General features: G+C 70.9%; 14 protein-coding genes. 8 read left to right on the top strand and 6 right to left on the bottom strand.

Going from position 1 to position 16,985, the window contains the following annotated elements:
- Nucleotides 1–45 precede the first annotated feature (45 nt).
- A complete protein-coding gene (locus RNC47_RS01310; RefSeq protein ID WP_311594696.1) occupies nt 46–1,299 on the top strand; it encodes a sensor histidine kinase in 1,254 nt (417 codons plus the stop codon).
- Nucleotides 1,300–1,412: 113 nt separating this feature from the next.
- Here the strand turns inward: RNC47_RS01310 and RNC47_RS01305 are convergent, their stop codons facing one another.
- A complete protein-coding gene (locus RNC47_RS01305; protein ID WP_311594695.1) occupies nt 1,413–3,641 on the bottom strand; it encodes an MMPL family transporter in 2,229 nt (742 codons plus the stop codon).
- Nucleotides 3,642–4,017: 376 nt separating this feature from the next.
- Here RNC47_RS01305 and RNC47_RS01300 point away from each other — a divergent pair, with 376 nt between their 5' ends.
- Nucleotides 4,018–4,692, top strand: a complete 675-nt coding sequence (locus RNC47_RS01300; RefSeq protein ID WP_311594694.1) for a response regulator transcription factor — start codon at nt 4,018–4,020, stop codon at nt 4,690–4,692.
- Between the two features lie 177 nt (nt 4,693–4,869).
- Here RNC47_RS01300 and RNC47_RS01295 read toward each other — a convergent pair whose 3' ends face one another.
- From RNC47_RS01295 to RNC47_RS01280, 4 genes are all read right to left on the bottom strand, one after another.
- Nucleotides 4,870–5,727, bottom strand: a complete 858-nt coding sequence (locus tag RNC47_RS01295) for a carbohydrate ABC transporter permease (protein ID WP_311594693.1) — start codon at nt 5,725–5,727, stop codon at nt 4,870–4,872.
- Nucleotides 5,724–6,674, bottom strand: coding sequence for a carbohydrate ABC transporter permease (locus RNC47_RS01290; RefSeq protein WP_311594692.1), 951 nt, complete (start codon nt 6,672–6,674; stop codon nt 5,724–5,726). The genes RNC47_RS01295 and RNC47_RS01290 overlap by 4 nt, the downstream gene beginning before the upstream one ends.
- Entirely contained in the window at nt 6,661–8,010 is a 1,350-nt protein-coding gene (locus RNC47_RS01285) for an ABC transporter substrate-binding protein (protein ID WP_311594691.1), read from the bottom strand. The genes RNC47_RS01290 and RNC47_RS01285 overlap by 14 nt, the downstream gene beginning before the upstream one ends.
- A 78-nt stretch (nt 8,011–8,088) precedes the next feature.
- Nucleotides 8,089–10,134: an alpha-amylase family protein gene (locus RNC47_RS01280; RefSeq protein WP_311594690.1), complete on the bottom strand. Its 2,046-nt coding sequence runs from the start codon at nt 10,132–10,134 to the stop codon at nt 8,089–8,091.
- A 215-nt stretch (nt 10,135–10,349) separates the two neighbouring features.
- On the opposite strand from RNC47_RS01280, the gene RNC47_RS01275 reads away from it, so the two are divergent.
- The 4 genes from RNC47_RS01275 to RNC47_RS01260 all read left to right on the top strand — a co-directional run bounded on the left by RNC47_RS01275 (nt 10,350) and on the right by RNC47_RS01260 (nt 13,648).
- Nucleotides 10,350–11,267, top strand: a complete 918-nt coding sequence (locus RNC47_RS01275; RefSeq protein WP_311594689.1) for an NAD(P)-dependent oxidoreductase — start codon at nt 10,350–10,352, stop codon at nt 11,265–11,267.
- Nucleotides 11,268–11,288: 21 nt separating this feature from the next.
- Complete coding sequence (locus RNC47_RS01270) at nt 11,289–11,963, top strand: GntR family transcriptional regulator (protein WP_311594688.1); 675 nt, start codon at nt 11,289–11,291, stop codon at nt 11,961–11,963.
- A 108-nt stretch (nt 11,964–12,071) separates the two neighbouring features.
- The gene (locus RNC47_RS01265) at nt 12,072–12,707 is read left to right on the top strand and encodes an HAD family hydrolase (RefSeq protein WP_311594687.1); all 636 of its coding nucleotides are present in this window, start codon (nt 12,072–12,074) and stop codon (nt 12,705–12,707) included.
- A 248-nt stretch (nt 12,708–12,955) separates the two neighbouring features.
- Nucleotides 12,956–13,648 carry a lytic polysaccharide monooxygenase gene (locus tag RNC47_RS01260; protein WP_311594686.1) on the top strand — a complete coding sequence of 231 codons (693 nt, stop codon included), beginning with the start codon at nt 12,956–12,958 and terminating at the stop codon, nt 13,646–13,648.
- Nucleotides 13,649–13,954: 306 nt separating this feature from the next.
- On the opposite strand, the gene RNC47_RS01255 is transcribed toward RNC47_RS01260, so the two are convergent.
- On the bottom strand, nt 13,955–14,875 hold the full coding sequence (locus RNC47_RS01255) for a GNAT family N-acetyltransferase (protein WP_311594941.1): 921 nt from the start codon (nt 14,873–14,875) through the stop codon (nt 13,955–13,957).
- Nucleotides 14,876–15,551: 676 nt separating this feature from the next.
- Between RNC47_RS01255 and RNC47_RS01250 the strand changes: the two genes are divergently transcribed.
- Nucleotides 15,552–15,734, top strand: a complete 183-nt coding sequence (locus RNC47_RS01250) for a hypothetical protein (protein WP_311594685.1) — start codon at nt 15,552–15,554, stop codon at nt 15,732–15,734.
- Nucleotides 15,734–16,147, top strand: a complete 414-nt coding sequence (locus RNC47_RS01245) for a cytochrome P450 family protein (protein ID WP_311594684.1) — start codon at nt 15,734–15,736, stop codon at nt 16,145–16,147. The genes RNC47_RS01250 and RNC47_RS01245 overlap by 1 nt, the downstream gene beginning before the upstream one ends.
- Nucleotides 16,148–16,985 lie beyond the last annotated feature (838 nt).

Below are 16,985 nucleotides of genomic sequence, written 5' to 3'. Positions count from 1 at the left end.
CTGTGACGTGACGACCAGCCTTCTCCTCATCAGTAGCCTGCTGGTGTGTCCGGCATCATTCCAGCACGGCAGGCTCAGCGATTTCTCGCCAGGCGACCGCGCCCCCTGGTCCTCCTCGACTTCGCGCTCGCCGCCCTGTTGTGCGTCGGTCTGCTCTGGGCCGACGCCCTCAGCGGCACCCACCGTGCCGTCGGCGGCGAGCTCGCGCTGCGGACCGCTGGCATCGTCTTCGCCGCGCTCGCCGTCGCCGTCCGCCGGCTCCGTCCACGCCCGTCGTTCGCCGTGGCGTCGCTCTGTGCCTTCGTGGTCGCCGCGCTCGGCGGCGCACCGCAGGTCTCGATCTGCGTCGCCTTCACCGCCTACACCACCGCGGGGACGGCGGAATACGCGTTCTGGTGGGTTCGCCCCGGGGTCGCCAGCCTGCTGATGGCCGCGGGGATCGCCATCGGGCGTGTCTCCTCGAGCTGGGTGGCCGTGCTCGCCGCCAACGTCGCGATCATCTGCGTCGGCTGGTTCGCCGGCCTTGCCGCTCGGGAACACCGGAACAGGATCATCGCCGCTGCCGAGCAGGAGGCCGAACGCGAACGTCAGCACGCCGCCCGCATCCGCCAGGCCGCCATCGACGAGCGCCTGGTCATCGCCCGTGAACTGCACGACATCGTCGCGCACTCGATGAGCCTCATCGCGGTACGCGCCGGTGTCGCGCGCATGGTCATGAACAGCGATCCGGCCCAGGTGGCGGAGACCCTCGGCATCGTCGAGACCACCACCCGCCAGGCCCTCCACGAGATGCGGCTGCTCGTCGAGGTGCTGCGCCACGAGCACGCCGTCGACCCCGCGCTCACTCCCACCCCCGGGCTGGCCGACACGGCCGCGCTGGCCGACCAGATCCGCAGTGCCGGCGTCGACCTGCGCCTCGACATCCGCGGTACGGCCCGCGCGCTACCCGCCGCGGTGGACCTGTCGGCGTATCGCATCGCCCAGGAGGCCCTCACCAACGTCGTACGCCACGCCGGGCCGACCCGGGCTACCCTCCGCATCGAGTACCGCACCGAGGACGTGGTCATCGAGGTCACCGACAGCGGCCCCTCCGAGCCACACCGCCGGAAGGCCCCCGGACTCCGCCCCGCCGCCGAGCCTGCCGCCTCGGCCGGTCACGGGCTGATCGGCATGCGCGAGCGAGCGGCCCTGTTCGACGGCCGCCTGCGCGCCGGCCCTCACGGCAACGGTTTCCGAGTCCAGGCACTGCTGCGTACGGGGCCGGTCCAGCCCCCTGACCGCCGCCACCACGCCACGTGAGCCCGCGCCACCCACGCCGTCGTCTCGTCGACCACGATCAGGCAGGCCGCGCCCCCGGTGCGCGGCCTGAGGCGTAGGCCCGCTGCCGGGGGCGCGGCGGATGGGGGACGGCGTCAGACGCCGTGCCTGTCGGTGAGGACCGGACGCTGGTCATCGGCCGGGGCCGCGGCGTGGGCCCGCCCGCTGGCGGCCAGCACGTCGGAGGGTCCTTCGACCGAGACGTGGGGCAGGATGCGGTCGAGCCACCCGGGCAGATACCAGTTCCACTTCCCGAACAGCTGCATGGCCGCCGGTACGAGGATCGTGCGTACCACCAGGGCGTCGAGCAGAATGGCCACGGCCACGCCAAGACCGAACTCGGCGATGATGCGCATGCCCATGAACACGAAGGCCGTGAACACGCAGATCATGATGATCGCGACGGCGTTGATGAGCTGGCCGGTGGCGGCCTGGCCGCGCCGGACGGACAGGTTGTTGTCCCCGGTGTGCAGCCATTCCTCGTGGATGCGGCTGACCAGGAACACCTCGTAGTCCATCGAGAGACCGAACAGGACGGCCAGCATCATCGGTGGCAGGAACGACTCCACCGGCCCGCCCGGGCCCGCGCCCAGGGCGGACGAGCCCCAGCCCCACTGGAAGACCGCGACCACGATGCCGAACCCGGCGCCGGCCGAGAGCAGGTTCATCACCGCCGCGGTGAGCGGGATGAGAATGCTGCGGAACGCAAGCATCAGCAGCAGGCATCCCAGGACGACGACGATGGTGACGAAGAGCGGCATCTTGCCGCTCAGCGCGGCCGCGAAGTCCTTGTGCACGGCGGTCAGCCCGCCGACGTGGACCTCAAGCCCGCCCTCCTCGTGGTCGGGGATCACGCCGTCACGCAGCGTGTCGATGAGCTCCGACGTCTGCTCCGACTGCGGGGATTCCGTGGGAATGACCCGCATGGTCTGCACCGTCGCGCCTGGCGTGGCCGGCGGGGTCTGCACGGACGCCACCCCGGGAACGGTCTCGATCTCCTGTGCCAGCTCGGTGAAGGCGGTCGCGGCCTCCGCGGTCGGGACCTCCGCCACAAGCATCAGCGGGCCGTTGTGTCCGGGGCCGAAGCCGTCGGCGAGCAGGTCGTAAGCCTGACGTGTGGTGGTGTCCTCCGCGTTGTTGCCGGCGTCGGAGGATCCAAGACGCATCGAGAAGAACGGGATCATCAGCACCACCATGAGCACGGTGGCCATGATCGTCAGCGGCACCGGCCGCTTCTGCACGTATCCGGCCCAGCGCTCCCATCCCTTGGAGACCTGAGCCTCCATCGGCCCCTCGTTCTTGAGCTGGGCGCGTTGGCGGCGGCTGAGCACCCGCATTCCGAAGAGCGCGAACAGGGCGGGCAGCAGGGTCAAGGCGACCGCGACGGCGAACACCACCATGATCGCCGCCGACAGGCCGATCCCGGACAGGATGCTGAACCCGAGCATGAGCAGGCCGAGCATCGCGACCGCGACCGTACCGCCGGCGAAGATGACCGCCCGGCCGGAGGTGTTCATGGCCCCCACGGTCGCGTCCTCCGGGCTGAGCCCGGCCCGGATGCCGTTGCGGTAGCGGGCGACGACGAACAGCGCGTAGTCGGTGCCGACGCCGAGACCGATGAACGCGGCGATGATCGGGGCGGTGCTGGGGACGCTCATCGCGTGGGTGAGGAGGTCGATCGAGAGAATCGCGCTGCCCAGCGCGAGGACCGAGGCGATGAGCGGGATGGCCATCGCCACCAAGGACCCGAACGCGAACAGCATGACGATCGCCGCGGCCAGGAGGCCGATCAGTTCGCTACTCGATGTCGACGGGCTCTCCAGCTCCCCCATCACCGCGCCGCCGAACTCCACCCGCAGGGTGTCGCCGCGCAGCTCCGAGCCCAGGTCCACGACCTGCTGGATGTTCTCCGTGTCCAGGCCCTGGCGCTCCTCGGTGAACGTGACCGTCGCGTAGGCGGTCCCACCGTCCTCGCTGACCTGCGCCGCCCCTCCGGGCGCGAACGGGCTGGTCACCCCGCCGACCTGGGGCACCTCGGCCACCCGGGCCAGCATCCTCTCTATGTCGGCCTGGACGGCCGGCTCTGTCACCTTGCCGCTGGTCGCGTCCAGCACGATGGTGGCCGAGTCACCCGAGGTGCGCTCGAACTGTGACGCCAGCAGTTCCCCGGCCCTGGTCGACTCGGTGCCGGGCAGGGAGTACTCCTCCGAGAAGGAGGCGCCACCCGCGGCGGTCACGCCGCCCGCCAGGATCGCGAGGAGCAGCAACCAGCCGCCGACGACGATGAACCGGTGCCGGAAGCACCACCGCGCGATCCCGCTCATCGGCTCCCGCCCGGGAGCCCGATCTGACGATTGTCGAAATGGTGCACAACTCTGCCTTCGTGACGTAGGTCGGGCTCAGCGCATTGCCGCGCTGCACGGTCCGCGCAGCCTTGTCCCACGGACCTCTCCCGCGGCTCAAAGCCTGCCTCCGCGGCGGCCCCGGCGTCGTCAGGCCGCGGTCCGGTACTGGCGTCCGGCCAGGGGGGTACTGGCCGTCGGCATACAGTCCTGGATGTACGCGCGGGTGCGACCGTGACCCGACGGCTACTCACCGTCGGGCGGCCGCCGTTCGGATCGGCGGTCACGACCGGGCGTACGGCCTTGTATGTTGGCTACCCGCGGTGAGCTGATCGACGTCCGCATTCGGAGGCCGGCGATGACGATTCGGGTGGTCGTGGCCGACGACCACATCCTCGTACGAGCCGGCTTCAGCGTGCTCGTGAACGCCGCGGCGGACATGGAGGTCGTCGCCGAGACCAGCACCGGCCGCGACACCGTGGCAGCCGGCCGCCGGCACCTTCCCGACATCATCCTGATGGACGTACGGATGCCTGACATGGACGGCATCGAGGCCACCCGGCAGCTACTCGGCGACCCGGCCACCGAGGCCATCCGGATCGTCATCCTCACCACCTTCGACCTTGACGAGTACGTGTTCGCCGCCCTCAAGGCCGGCGCCAGTGGCTTCCTCCTCAAGGACACCCCGCCCGAGACGCTGCTCGCGGGAATCCGCACCGTCGCCGCCGGCGACGCTCTCCTCGCGCCGAGCGTGACCCGGCGTCTCATTCGTGACTACGTCAACCGCAACGCCCTCGACTCCGGCGTCTCGTCCGCCCTGCTCGACCCGCTCACGGAGCGCGAGCGAGAGGTCCTCGTCCACGTGGCCGCAGGACATTCGAACACCGAGATCAGCGCACAGCTGCACATCAGCGTCGCCACCGTCAAGACCCACGTCAGCCGCCTGTTCAGCAAGCTGCAGGCGAACGACCGCGCCCAGCTCGTCGTGATCGCCTACGAGACCGGCCTCGTCGAGCAGGCCCGGCGGCGATAGGCCCCGGCCCGTCCGGCGTCTGGTCGACCGCGGGAGGGGCCATCCGCCCGGCGCTCCCGCGGATGCCGGGAGCGCGAGGGCGAGGGCTCGTCGTCGGGTGGAAGAACGTGGCGCCGGTCCCACCCGTGAGGCGTCGCAGTGCGGCCTCGTAGGAGAGACGAGCATGGGAGCGCCGCCTCACTTCAGGCCGGTGTTGGCGATGCCCTGAACGAACTGGCGCTGGCAGAGCAGGAAGATGACCAGCACCGGCAGGGTGGTGAGGGTGGCCATGGCCATGATGGGGCCCCAGGGGGCGGCGAAGGACTCGCTGCCCTGGAGGCCGGCCAGGCCGACCGGCAGGGTGAGGTTGTCCTCGCCCTGGAGGACGATGAGCGGCCACAGGAACTCGTTCCACCGGGCCATGAAGGCCAGCACGGTGAGCACGCCGATCAGCGGACCGCTCAGCGGCAGCACCACGCGCAGGAAGATCCGCAGCTCGCCGGCGCCGTCGATGCGTGCCGCCTCCAGCAGCTCGGTGGGGATGTTGAGCATGAACTGGCGGGCGATGAAGACCGCCGTGGCCTCGGCCGCGCCCGGCAGGATCACGCCCCAGACGGTGTCGACGAGGCCGAGCTTCACGATGACCAGGAACGAGGGCACCAGGGTGACCTGGATCGGCACCATGATGGTGAGCAGGTAGGCGAAGAAGATCGCGGTGCGGCCCCGGAAGCGGTACTTGGCGAAGGCGAAGCCGGCCAGCAGGCTGACGACGACGGTCAGCACGGTGCCGACGGTGGCGATGAGCAGCGAGTTGACGATCCAGTGCCCCACCGGCAGCTCGCGGAAGACGGCGGTGTAGTTGTCGAGGCCGATGTCGGCGGGCCAGAGCCGGAAGTCCTGGCTCTGGGTGAGGGTGCCGCCGGTGAGCGAGGTGGCGACCATCCAGTAGAGCGGGAAGGCGGTGATCAGGGCCGCGATGACGAGCAGGGTCCAGATCGCCCAGGTGCCGCCGTTGCGGCCCCGGTGGTGGCGGGTGGGAGAGGGTGCTGTGCTCATCGGTTGTCCTCGTCGTTCCTGCCGAGGTACCACCGCAGCAGGGTGAAGGTGATCAGCAGGAGGGTGGAGACCACGCCGAGCGCGCTGGCGTAGCCCATCTCGCCGTTGGCGAAGGCGGACCGGTAGATGTACTGGATCAGCACGGTGGTGGCGAAGCCCGGGCCGCCGCCGGTCAGCACGTACAGCAGGTCGAACGCCTGGAGCGAGAAGACGACGTTGACCACGAGCAGGAAGAAGGTGGTCGGCGAGAGCTGGGGCACGACGACGTGCCGGAACCGCTGCCAGGCGCCGGCGCCGTCCAGGCTGGCCGCCTCCAGGAGGCTGTGCGGGATGGACTGGAGGGCGGCGAGGTAGAGGACCATGCAGAAGCCGACCCGGGTCCACAGCACCGCGAGCACCACCGTGACCATGCCCATGTCCGGCGAGGTCAGCCACTCCCCGCGGGGCAGACCCGCGGTGGCCAGCGCGTTGTTGAGCACCCCGTAGTCGCCGTTGAAGATCCAGGCCATCACCATGCCGACGCCGACGCCCGAGACGACCATGGGGGTGAAGAACACGGTGCGCAGCAGCGCCCGGCCCGGCATGGGCCGGTTCAGCATGAGGGCGAGCAGCAGGCCGATGACCATCGAGAGCGGGACGGTGGCGGCGGTGAAGACCAGCGTGTTCCGCAACGCGGTCCAGAACAGCGGGTCGTCGACCATCCGTTGGTAGTTGTCGCCGCCGACGTACTCGGTCTGGCCGAGCACCGCGCCCTGCTGGGTGCTCATCAGCACGGCGGCGACGATGGGGAACAGCGAGAAGACGCCGAACAGCACCAGGCTCGGGGTCAGGAAGAGGTAGGGGGCGCGGGTGCCGGTGGGGCCTCGGCGCCGCCCGGTTCGCGGGGCGGGCCCGGTCGCCGCCGCCGGCGCGGGGCGCGACGGGGTGACGGTCTCAGTTCCGGACATTGCGCAGTCCCTCCGCGATGGCGTCCGCGGTCTCCCTGGCGCTCGCCGAGCCGATGAACATCAGGTCGAGGAAGTCGCCGAGCAGTTGCCGGATCGCCTGGTAGTCGGGACCGGCCTGCTCCCTGGCCATCTGGGGCGGAACGGTGGACAGTTGGTCGATGAAGCGCTGCACGAGGTCGGGCCGGTAGGCGTAGCCGACGTCCCTCGCGGTGACGCCCGTGTAGGGGGCGATGGCGCCCGAATCCCGGACCCGGGCCAGGATGCGCTCGGGCGTGCTGGCGAAGGCCAGGAACTCGGCGGCGAGTTCGGGGTTGCGCGAGCTGCGGGTGACGACGTTGACGCTGCCGCTGAGGTTGGTGGCGGCGCCCCGCTCGCGGAAGAGGTGGTCGACCGACCAGTCCTCGTCGGGTATGACGTCCTTCAGGCTGCGGAACTGCGACTCGTGGATCATCAGCCCCACCTGGCCGGTGGTGAAGAGCGAGAAGGCGGTGTCCTCCTGGCTCGCCTTGACGGTGTTGCTCGCCGGGATCAGCTCGTCGGCGTAGAGCCGGCGGGTCCACTCCAGGGCCTCGATGCCCTCGGGGTCGCCGATGGCGGGTGTCCTGCCGTCCTCGCGGAAGAGCGAGCCGCCGAACATGTACAGGACCGGCAGCCAGCGGTTGCCCGAGCTCTCGTTGATGTAGCCCCAGGAGAGGCCGTAGGCGCCGGTGACCCGCTTGGCCTCGACGGCGATCTCGCGGATCTCCTCGGCGGTCCAGGCGCGTTCCAGGTCGTTCCGGGGCTCGACGCCGATCCGCCGGAGGATGTCGGTGCGGTAGTAGGTGGCGGCGCAGTTGGTCTCCTGGGGGATGCCGAAGACGCCGCCGTCCTTCTCGACGAGGGCGCGCAGCGAGGGCTGGTAGTCGTCGAGGAAGCCGTCCGGCAGCTGGTCGCCGATGTCGACGGTGCCGCCGTTGGTGGTGTAGCGGCCCACCGCGGAGACGCCCATGTTGACGATGTCAGGGGCGCGGTCCGCGGCGAGCCGGGTGACCAGCCAGGCGTTGAGGTCGCCGTTGGGGACCGGGGTGAGCTCGATCGTCACCCCGGGGTTGCGGTCCATGAACTCCCGTGCGATGCGTTGGAAGTGGGGTCCGCCGACGGGGTCGAGCCCGATGGCCCAGGTGATGTGGTCGCGGTCGCCGCCGCCGGCCGAGCAGCCGGCGCCGAGCAGGGCGGCGGTGGCGCCGCCGGCCGCGGCGCGGAGCAGGCCGCGCCGGGTGGGCCCGGGGCGTCCGGTTCTGGAGGGTGGGCGGGTCGCGCGCGCCGGTGGCGCGGTCGAGCCGTGGACGGGGACCATGCGGGGGCCTCCTCGTTGAAGCTGATGGTCGGGTGCGGCGGCGCGGGCCGCCGGCGGTGGCAGCGGTGGGCGGGTGGGTCACGCCAACACGATGGCTTCGAAGAGCCCGAGTTCCGGCAGGGTCAGCACCTGCTCCCCGCCCTCCTCGGTGAGGGCGGCGTCGGCTCCGGCCACCAGCGCGGTGGCGGTGCGGTAGGCGGGGTCGCCCGGGAAGTGGACGCGGGCGCCGTGCACGGTGACCGGGGCGCGGAAGCGGCGATCGGACTGGCCCGTGTAGTTGATGAGTTGGAGCAGGGTGCGGCCGTCGCCGGTGGCCGAGAGGATCAGTTCCACGGCCTCCGGCAGCCCCGTGGTGCGCAGCGGCACGGCGTCGGGCGTGGTCTCCCTGATGGTGTCGGCGATCAGGGTGCCGAAGCGGGAGAGGCCGAAGTCGACGTGGCCGCGGCCGACCGGCCAGGGGAAGTAGACGGTGCGTCCGGCGCCGTGGGTGTGGTGGACGACGCCGACGTGGTCCAGCGGGATGTGACCGTGGCACTTCTCGGGCGGCCCGTAGGGGGCCTGGGACAGCAGGCGGAGGCGGCCGGTGGCGCCGGGCCTGAGTCGGGTGTGGCGGAACTGGTCGTGCAGGGGGTAGACCACGCGCCCGGAGGTCAGGTCCGCGGTGTCGGTGCCGTCGGCGAGGTAGCAGCCGAACATGCCCTCCGTCCCCTGCCGCACGCCGGTCACGGCCTCGACGCCGAGGCAGGTGAGTCCCATCTGGTCGCCGCCGGCCGGGGCCACGTCGCCGGTGGCCACGACGGTCCCACCGGCGGCGGCGAAGGCGTCCACGAGCGCCCGCACGCCCGGTTCGCGCAGGGGGGTCTCCGGAAGCAGCAGCACCCGGTAGCGGGCCGCGCGCTCCGGGGTGCCGAGCAGGCCGGGCAGCGCCTCCTCGGCGACCACGTCGAAGGGGACGTGCTCGCTCAGCAGGGCGAGGTAGCAGCCCCGGTACTCGCGCTCGGCGGGCGAGTCCCAGCCGTCGTCGTGCCAGCCGTGGAAGGCCGGCTTGACGAGGGCGACCGCCGCGCGCGAGGTCAGCCCGGTGTAGAGCTCCGCGTGGTCGCGGTGGAAGCGGGCGAACCGACTGCCCTCCGCGGCCGCGGCGTTGACCAGCCGTCCCGGCTCGCCCATCAGGTAGGTGGAGGGGTTGGCGCCGCGCGCGACGGCCTGCGCCTGGTAGAGGGCGTAGTGCTCGGGCTCCTCGGACGCCAGCCGGTAGGGCATGTCGACGAAGGCGGCGGCGTTGACGACGACCGGCTTGTCGGGGTGGATGCTGCGCCAGCGGCTGACGGCCTCGCCCGTGCCGTGTATCCAGAGCGGGAGTTGGCGGCCGAGGGCGTTGTTGGCCTCGAAGAAGAGGATGTCGGCGTTGCTGCCGAGGATGAGCGCCACGTTCTTGTCGCGGGCCCTGATGTGGCCGTGGATGCGGGCGGTCAGCCGGTCGATGACGCCGGCGGCGAACGCTTTCCAGGTGGCGTAGTCGGGGGAGTCGGGGCCGGTGGGCAGTTGGCATCCGGGGGCGTACTCGGCGAAGCCGCCGGCGCAGGCGGTGCAGTGGCAGACGCCGTGGTAGACGCGGCTGTAGTCGGCCTCGTTGAAGGAGAGCCAGTTGAGGAAGAAGCCGTCGAGCGGGTAGCGGTCGAGGAGTTCGTCGATGATGTCGAGCGAGCGCTGCTGGTAGTAGTCGCCGCTGGGGCAGACGCTGACCAGTCCCTGGTACTCCTGCCAGTGCCCTCGCGGGCCGACGAAGCACCACTCGGGGTGCTGTTCCGCGATCTCGCGCTGGACCTTGGAGAAGTCGAGCCGCCCGATCAGCCGGACGCCCCGGTCGTGCGCCGCGGCGACCGCCTCGCCGAGCAGGTCGTGCCCGGGGCGGTCGGCGAGGTGGGGGTTGCGGCGCTGGTCGGGGCGGTCGGTGGGGTGGAACGCCAGGATGCCGCCGGCGTTGAGCAGCCAGACGTCCGCTCCGTGTTCCTCGATGCGGTCCAGGGTGGCTGCGACGTCGAGTCCGGCGTCGATCTCGGCGAGATTGGTCTGGTACATGCGGAAGGGTTGATTCCACCAGGCCGTCAGGTGCGTGGACACCGCGCTCCTCGTACTCGGTTGGGTTGTCTCTCGGTCGGGCTGAGCCCCGGTCGGGGTGCGTCGGCGGGAACGTATGCACGGCAGGATTGTCAGTCAAGTGCTCTGGACATATCCACTGCCAGAAATACTGGTCATGTCAGTGAGGTTGCCCGACCATCCTTCGGATGGCAGGCTGTGCCGCGCCCAACCCCACGGTCAGGAAGGCTGGTTCACCCATGGAACGGGTCGGAGTCATCGGTCTCGGTGTGATGGGCGGCCCCATGGCCGCCAACCTGGTGCGCGCCGGCTTCGAGGTCACCGGCTTCAACCGCTCCCCCGCCGCCGTCGAACGCCTGGTGGCGGCCGGCGGCCGGGCCGGGGCGAGTGTGGCCGAGGTGGTCGAGCGGTCCACCGTCGTGCTCACCGTGCTGCCCGACTCCCCCGATGTGGAGCGGGTGGTGCTCGGTGAGGACGGCGTGCTGGCCCACGCAGCCGAGGGTCTGCTGCTGGTCGACTGCTCGACCGTCCGCCCCGGCACCTCCACCGCCGTCGCCGCCGCGGCCCGCGAACGCGGCGTCCGCACGCTGGACGCCCCGGTGAGCGGCGGGGAGACCGGCGCCGTCAACGCGACGCTGTCGATCATGGTCGGCGGCGAGGCCGAGGACGTGACCCGGGCCCGACCCGTGCTCCAGGCCCTGGGCACCACCGTCGTCCACGTCGGCGGCCACGGCGCCGGGCAGACCGTCAAGGCCGCCAACCAGCTGCTGGTGGGCGGGATCTCGGGGCTGCTCTCCGAGGCGATCGTGCTGATCGAGCGCAGCGGCATCGACCCCGCGCCCGCCCTCTCGGTGCTCGCCGGCGGCCTGGCCGGCAACCGGTTCCTCGACCTGAAGTCCGAGGGCATGCTCCGCCGGGACTTCGCCCCCGGCTTCCGCTCCGAACTGCACCTCAAGGACCTCGGGATCGCGCTGGCCGCGGCCCGGGAGGCGGGCGTCGCGCTGCCGATGACCGGCCTGGTCGCCCAACTCTTCGCCGCCCTGGTCGCCCAGGGGCGCGGCGGCCAGGACCACTCGGCGATGCTGGCGCTGATCAAGGGGCTGAGCGGCGGCCCGACCGGCGCCGAGCGCGGGCGACGAGAAACGACTGCCCAGTAAACCTGTGCGACAATGTGACCCATGTCTGACCACGCGGAGCGCTTCGTCCTCAAGCCCGCGTCGTTGACGGACGCCCTCTTCGACTCCCTGCGCAAGCGCATCGTCAACGGCCAGATCGCGCCCGGCGAGAAGCTGACCGAGGCCCGGGTCGCCACCGAGTACTCCGTCGCCCGCCCGACGGCCAAGGCCTGCCTGGAACGGCTGATCGCCCGAGGGCTGTTGCGCAGGTCGGCGCACAAGTCGGCGGTCGTCCCCGAGCTGACCGCGAAGGAGATCCTGGACCTCTTCCTCGGCCGGGAGGCGGTGGAGAGCTTCGCCGTGACCACGCTCGCCGCCCGCGGCGCGCCCGTCCCACCGGACGCGGTGGAGTCACAGCGGCTCATCGAACGCGCGGTCCGCGACCTGGACTTCCCCGCCCAGGTCGAGTCCGACATCCTGTTCCACTCGGCGCTGGTCGCGGCGACCGGCAGCACCTACCTGGCCAAGATGCACGACCTCATCATGGGCGAGGTCCAGCTCACGATGGGACAGGCGCAGGCCCACAAGGCCACCCACCCCAGCAACATCGAGCGCGAGCACGCCGCGATCCTGGCCGGCATCGAGTCCGGCGACCCGGAGGCGGCACACGAGGCACTGCTGTTCCACCTGCACGCCGCGCGCGACCGCCTGGTCGCCAACCTCGCTGTCTCGAAGTAGCGAAGCGAACTCCACCGAACGCGGAGTGACACCACAGGCCACTGGCGTCGCTCACGCGTGCTGACGTCTTCGGTGTTGTGCCTGCCCCGGGTGAGAACATCCCGGAGTATGACGATCTCTGCGGTGCTCTTCGACGTGGACGGAGTCCTGCTGGACTCGGCGGCAGTTCACCGGAGAGCCTGGAACTCCTGGTCGCTGGCGCGAGGTCTGGACCCCGAGAAGCTGTGGCAGCTCACCTTCGGGCGGCGCCCCGAGGACACCGTCAAGGACGCGGCCGGGCATCTGGACCCGGTAGTCGAGCGGCAGGTACTGGACGGGCTGCTGGCCCAGGAAAGAGACAGCGTCCTGCCGGTCGACGGCGCCGCTGATCTGCTGAAGGAGTTGTCCGACAGCCCGTGGGCGATCGTGACCTCTGGCGACCGGGCCTTCGTCGAATCCCGTTTCGCAGCGGCGGGACTCCCCCTCCCCGCCGTGCGGGTCTATGGCAGCGACGTGGAACACGCGAAGCCCGCGCCGGACTGCTTCGCCCTGGCCGCGTCCCGGCTTGGCGTCGCCGCCTCGGCGTGCCTGGTGGTGGAGGACGCCCCCGCTGGCATAAGCGCGGCGGTGGCGGCCGGCTGCACTGTGATCGGCGTGACGACAACCCACCAGGAGGAATCACTCCGGCAGGCACACATGTGCGCCGCGTCCCTGACAGAGGTGCGAAACCTGCTGATCACCCACGGACTTCTCGCAAGGACCTGAGCCGGGGGCAGTCCACGGTGGCTCAGCGTTAGACGACTGCGCGTCCGCGGTGATCGCCTCCTCTCGTCTCCGACACGGGCACCCTCCTGACACTCGGCAGCCATCAAGTCGGAAACTATCTCTGTTTTTTGACGGAAAGTTGCTCACGAAAGCTATCGACAGTCGTAGTGCCCCGCACTAACCTCGCCGGGAGCGGAGGGCCGAGACACCCGCCTGCATGTCATGGGCATGCAGAGAGGAGAGCCGTGATGTCATCCCCTCGACACCAGCGAACCGAGGCGCGGACCTGGACCCCCCGCGCCCTCCTGGCCGCCGTGCTGACAGCGGCCCTGGCCGTGGCCATGGTGGTCGCCAGCCCCTGGTCGGCCCCGACCGCCTCCGCCCACGGGTCGGTCCAGGACCCCGTCTCCCGCGTCTACGGCTGCATGCTGCGCTGGGAGTACACCTGGAACGACCCGGCCGTGGGAGAGCAGGACCCCATGTGCTACCGGGCGTGGCAGGAGAACCCCAACGCCATGTGGGGCTGGCCCGGCCTGTACCGCGAGGGCACCGGCGGTGACTTCCAGGCGCACATCCCCGACAACCAGCTCTGCAGCGCCGGCCACACCTACGACGCCGAGTTCGCGGCCATGGACGCCCCGGGCCCCTGGTGGACCACCGAGCTCGACAACGACTTCACCGTCGACGTCTACGACCTGGCCAGGCACGGCGCCGACTACCTGCAGGTCTACGTCACCAGGCAGGGCTACGACGCCATGACCGACGCCCTGGACTGGGGCGACCTGGAGCTGGTCGCCGAGACCGGCCGCTACGGGCCGGCCGAGCACTACACGGTCGACGTCAGCGCGCCCGGCCGCACCGGCCACCACGTCGTCTACACGATCTGGAAGGCCTCCCACGCCGACCAGATCTACTTCATGTGCAGCGACGTGACCTTCTGACCCGCTCCCCCGCGGCCCCGCCGAGCGACCGATGTCCTCCCGCCTCGCCGGCGGGGACCAGGAACAGCCCGAGGTCGAGGGTTTTCGCCTCGGAGTGCGGAAGTCCAACGTGTGCGTAGCCCGCGCTCGCGGGCAAGATTCGGCACCGGCCGGCCACCCACAGAGGTCCGGCCGGTGCCTGCCTGGGGGGGCCAGGGCTGACCAGGTTGCCTGGGTTGGTCAACCGCCCCTGAGCTGCGGTTGACCAACCCGCATGGCGGCGGCCACGGCTGGCTCCCCCAACACGACCAGGGGGACAAGCAGTTGTCAGGGCGAGGTGAGGCGGTGACGGTGATGGAGGATCGGGTAACCGGCGCGGGTGAAAGCAGCCGCCATCGGGCTGTTCCCCACGTCCGTCGAGGCCGCGATCCGTTCGGCGCCCTCGGCGACCAGCTGGTGGGTGCCCTCGACCAGCAGGTCGTACCCGTAGCCACAGCCCCGGTGTTCCGGGACGACACCGATCGCGCCGATCACGGGCATGCCCTGGTTGATGACCGGGGCCTGGAAGCCGACCGGCTCACCGTCCGACGTGTACGCCAGCCGCCACCAGGCACGCGGTGAGGCACACCAGCGGAGGTGGTCCAACTCCTCCTGGGCCGCCAACGCCACGCCTCCCCTCGCAACGGACCGCGAGGTGTGGCCGTCCAACGAGTGCTCGTGCACACGGCGCAGCATCGCCAGGACCGCTTCGTCGTCCGGTTCGGGGCGGAAGGTGAGCCGCCCCGGTCGTTCGGGCAGCCCGCACTCGGGGGTCCACAGATAGTGGTACCGCTCCACCGGCGTGTGGTAGCCCGCTTCTTGCGCCGCGTCGAGGCGCGCCCGGGCGGCCGCTCGCACGGCGGGATCCGCTCGCCAGTTCGGCGGCAGGACGAGTTCGTAGTCGGCGCGGTGGGGAATGGTCCGCAAGAGCTCCACAGCCGCCGTGCGGTCGGTGAAGTCGAACCATTCCAGAGCACGGGGCGCTTCGTCGTCCGGCCCGCCCCAGAAGGCCGCCCGGGCGACCACCCGGCCGTCTTGTAGGGCGACCCAGGTCCATTCGGGCCGGTACTCGCCGCCACGCGCCACGGTCTCGTAGGTGTTCAGCGGCGGATCGAGAATCGCGCGCCCGACGAGGCCGGGATCGGTCAGTGAGAAGAAGAGGGAGTGCGCATCGTCTTCGACGAGGGCGCGTATGACGAGACTCATCAGGCAGAGTCCTTCCCGCAGGGCTGGCCGCGCCTTCCGGGTCAGTCCCCGAAACGCCCCCCGCAGGGGCGGAGACGCGGTGGGAGATCGATTGACACCAGACGCCTCCTCTCTTCAACTCGTGTCGCTGGCATAGGAGTTACTCCGGCACTCTAGCCGTGACATGCAGCCCGGTCATGTCGTTTTCCTCCGCACGCGTCACCGCGGCGAGCACCAGGCCGCGCTCGACGGAGCGTTGGAACCCGGCATGGCCGGTGCGGATTGACAGCGCTGCGGCGCTGTTGGCGGGCCTGGGCGTCGGGCCGCTCCAGGCGGGTCCCTGCCGCACGCCGTGGAGACCTCGCTGGGGCCGGTTGAGCTCGGAGACCGGCGAAGCTGCGGTGCCGCCCGCCAGTGCCTCGCGGCGAAGGCCACCTGATGGTCCTCCGCGGCCACATGGTCATCGAAGACGCCGACGACGCGCGGGCGCCGCTGGTCCGAGTTCGGATCTGGGACGGCAGCACGCCCTGGCTGGTGCCCCGCCACGCCGAGCAGCGTGCGCTGCCGGCCGATCCGAGGTCAGCGCGGACGTGGCGAGCCCGGGGTTCCCGCAGGCTCGTCTGTTCGCCGGCCCGGTGGCCGGGTTCGGGCCTGCTTCATCATCCGAGACGATCCTGATCATTCCCGTCTGCGGCGGCCGGTGACCGGTACCTTCACCGCGCGGCGGGTGGAGACGCTGCGACCGGCCGTGCGGCGGATCGTGGACGAGCGGATCGAGGCGTTGGCGCTGCCCGTTTCCCTGCTGGTGATCTGCGAACTGCTCGGCGTGCCGTACACGTCTTCTTCAAGGAGCAGGCCGAGGTCCTCAACAGCAGGACCGTGATGCCGCAGGAGCGTGGCCGCGCGGCCGGCGCGCTGCGTGACTACCTGCGCGAGCTGGTGACCGGCGAGCTCGCGGATCCGGGTGATGACCTGCTCTCGGGGCTGGCCGGCCCGATCCGCACCGGTGAGGTGTCGATCGAGGAGGCGACCGGGACCGGGGTGTTGCTGCTGGTCGCCGGTCACGAGCCGAGCGCCAGCATGATCGCGCGGGGCACCACCCTTCTGCTCCAGCACAATGTACTGTTTGACGCGGCTGGCCTGAGGGCAGCATCGCCCGGTGGCGGAAGGATCTTGGGCTACGTCGAGGACGCGGCGGACGGGAAGCGGTCTGAAGCGTTGACGGGCGCGCGCCGGCCGGGGGGCGGGCTGATGGCGGAGGCCTGGCGTTGTCGTCTGGACAGGGCGGTGGCGTGACGCGCTCTCGGCCTCCGGCCACCCGGGCGGAGAGCCCCCGTGACCGATCCCCGCGCCGAAGCAGAACACCTGCTGAACAGCCCCGGGGACAGGGCGTTCTCGCGGGCTGGCAGGTACCGAGCCGCAACAGCCCCTCGTAAGGGTCCAGGCAACGGGAGCTGTTGTTCTCACGTAGCAGGGCCTGCTCGACCCGCGCGCTCAGAGCGAGCAGGTCGGGCCGGTCTGGGCCCACCCACGGAACGCCCAAGCACCACAGACACCGCGGCGGCCCCGTCCACACCTTTGCCGGAGACGTCGCCGCCGATCAGTCGGGCGCCGAACGGTGTTTCGGCGACTGCGTACAGGTCGCGTCCGTGGTCGCCAGTCGCCGCCGGCTCGCCGACCGTGCAGGTCCTCGTGGTGCGGTCCCGGCCAGCCCAGTTCGCGGACACCGCCGCCCCGCACAGCTGGCTCTCCCTCGACCGCCAGGGACCATGGCCTGACGGCCGAAGCCCCCGTCGGCGCCGCACCGGGCCGGCGAAGTCGCCGGACTCGGTGGCCTGATCGTCGTCCTCGGCCCACTGCGCCTCGTCGGCGAAACCCGCACCGCAGTCGGTCCGCAACCCGAGTGACGACGGCTCAGGACCGGCATCGGTCAACGGCCGAGCATCGGCCCGTCCGGTTCCGGTCGGACACTGAGACGGACCTCGCCTGATCATGTGTTCCCCGGGCGTGGACGCCCGCGACCGCGGTCTCTGGCAGCTTCGCCAGCATCCCATCGAGTGCACTTTGCCAGACATGCAGCGAGCAGCGAGAGGTACTTGATTCCGGTTCACATAATGAGCGGTAAAGTCGCTGA

The sequence above is a fragment of the Streptomyces millisiae genome (assembly GCF_031845425.1).
GTDB classification, from domain to species: Bacteria; Actinomycetota; Actinomycetes; order Streptomycetales; family Streptomycetaceae; genus Streptomyces; species Streptomyces millisiae.
The sequence above is the reverse complement of the archived record's forward strand: the minus strand, read 5'-3'. Positions and strand labels throughout refer to the sequence as shown.

Coding starts and splice junctions, on each gene's coding strand:
- RNC47_RS01305 (WP_311594695.1), bottom strand. CDS start 3,641: ATGAGCGGGATCGCGCGGTGGTGCTTCCGGCACCGGTTCATCGTCGTC.
- RNC47_RS01300 (WP_311594694.1), top strand. CDS start 4,018: ATGACGATTCGGGTGGTCGTGGCCGACGACCACATCCTCGTACGAGCC.
- RNC47_RS01295 (WP_311594693.1), bottom strand. CDS start 5,727: ATGAGCACAGCACCCTCTCCCACCCGCCACCACCGGGGCCGCAACGGC.
- RNC47_RS01290 (WP_311594692.1), bottom strand. CDS start 6,674: ATGTCCGGAACTGAGACCGTCACCCCGTCGCGCCCCGCGCCGGCGGCG.
- RNC47_RS01285 (WP_311594691.1), bottom strand. CDS start 8,010: ATGGTCCCCGTCCACGGCTCGACCGCGCCACCGGCGCGCGCGACCCGC.
- RNC47_RS01275 (WP_311594689.1), top strand. CDS start 10,350: ATGGAACGGGTCGGAGTCATCGGTCTCGGTGTGATGGGCGGCCCCATG.
- RNC47_RS01270 (WP_311594688.1), top strand. CDS start 11,289: ATGTCTGACCACGCGGAGCGCTTCGTCCTCAAGCCCGCGTCGTTGACG.
- RNC47_RS01265 (WP_311594687.1), top strand. CDS start 12,072: ATGACGATCTCTGCGGTGCTCTTCGACGTGGACGGAGTCCTGCTGGAC.
- RNC47_RS01260 (WP_311594686.1), top strand. CDS start 12,956: ATGTCATCCCCTCGACACCAGCGAACCGAGGCGCGGACCTGGACCCCC.
- RNC47_RS01245 (WP_311594684.1), top strand. CDS start 15,734: ATGCCGCAGGAGCGTGGCCGCGCGGCCGGCGCGCTGCGTGACTACCTG.